Consider the following 644-nt stretch of genomic DNA (forward strand, 5'->3'; position numbering starts at 1 on the left):
TGAAAATAGCCTGAAGCTAGCGTTTGTCCACCAATGTAAATGCGCTCATCAACCAACTTAATCTTACGATTTTTTAGTAAATGCCCAGCATTGCTTACGTCATTGATCTGTTTTGCCGTAACGGTAGATGCAGCCTCGGTCATACCATAACCTAGCCACGTTTCGATGCCTTTTTCTGTGGCTCTTACCGCCAACTCATGAGCCACATGACTGCCCCCCAGCAAAACGTGCGTCAGTGACAGTTCAACATCATCATCTAGCAAGCGTTTAAGTTGAGTCGCCACTAGAGAGGCGTGTGAAACCGCGAGGATATCGTCTGCCAGTCTTCGCGTGCCGATTTTCAATGTTTCGCCAACAAACAACCAGCGATAGACAATCGCAAGGCCGGAAACATGATAAAGTGGAAGCGACAACAACCAAGTGTCTTGTTGATGGAAGGTGAACTCACATAGTAATCCCTCTGCCGAAGCTAGGTGCTGTCGATGCGTATGAACCACCGCTTTCGGTGCCCCCGTTGAGCCTGAGGTAAACACAATCGAAGCCAACCTGTCATGCTGATAGTCATCCTCAGTGTTTTCAACCACGGTATCTACCGTAGGCAAAATGAGAAAAATCGCATTTAATGCTGCTTTATCTTCTCTAGA

At 47.0% G+C, this 644-nt stretch carries 1 protein-coding gene; it reads right to left on the reverse strand.

Annotated features, from left to right (window positions below):
* On the reverse strand, positions 1 to 644 hold a 644-nt coding region (locus R7Q11_RS27080), incomplete at both ends, for an AMP-binding protein (protein WP_225467099.1).

The organism is Vibrio sp. 970 (genome assembly GCF_033339075.1).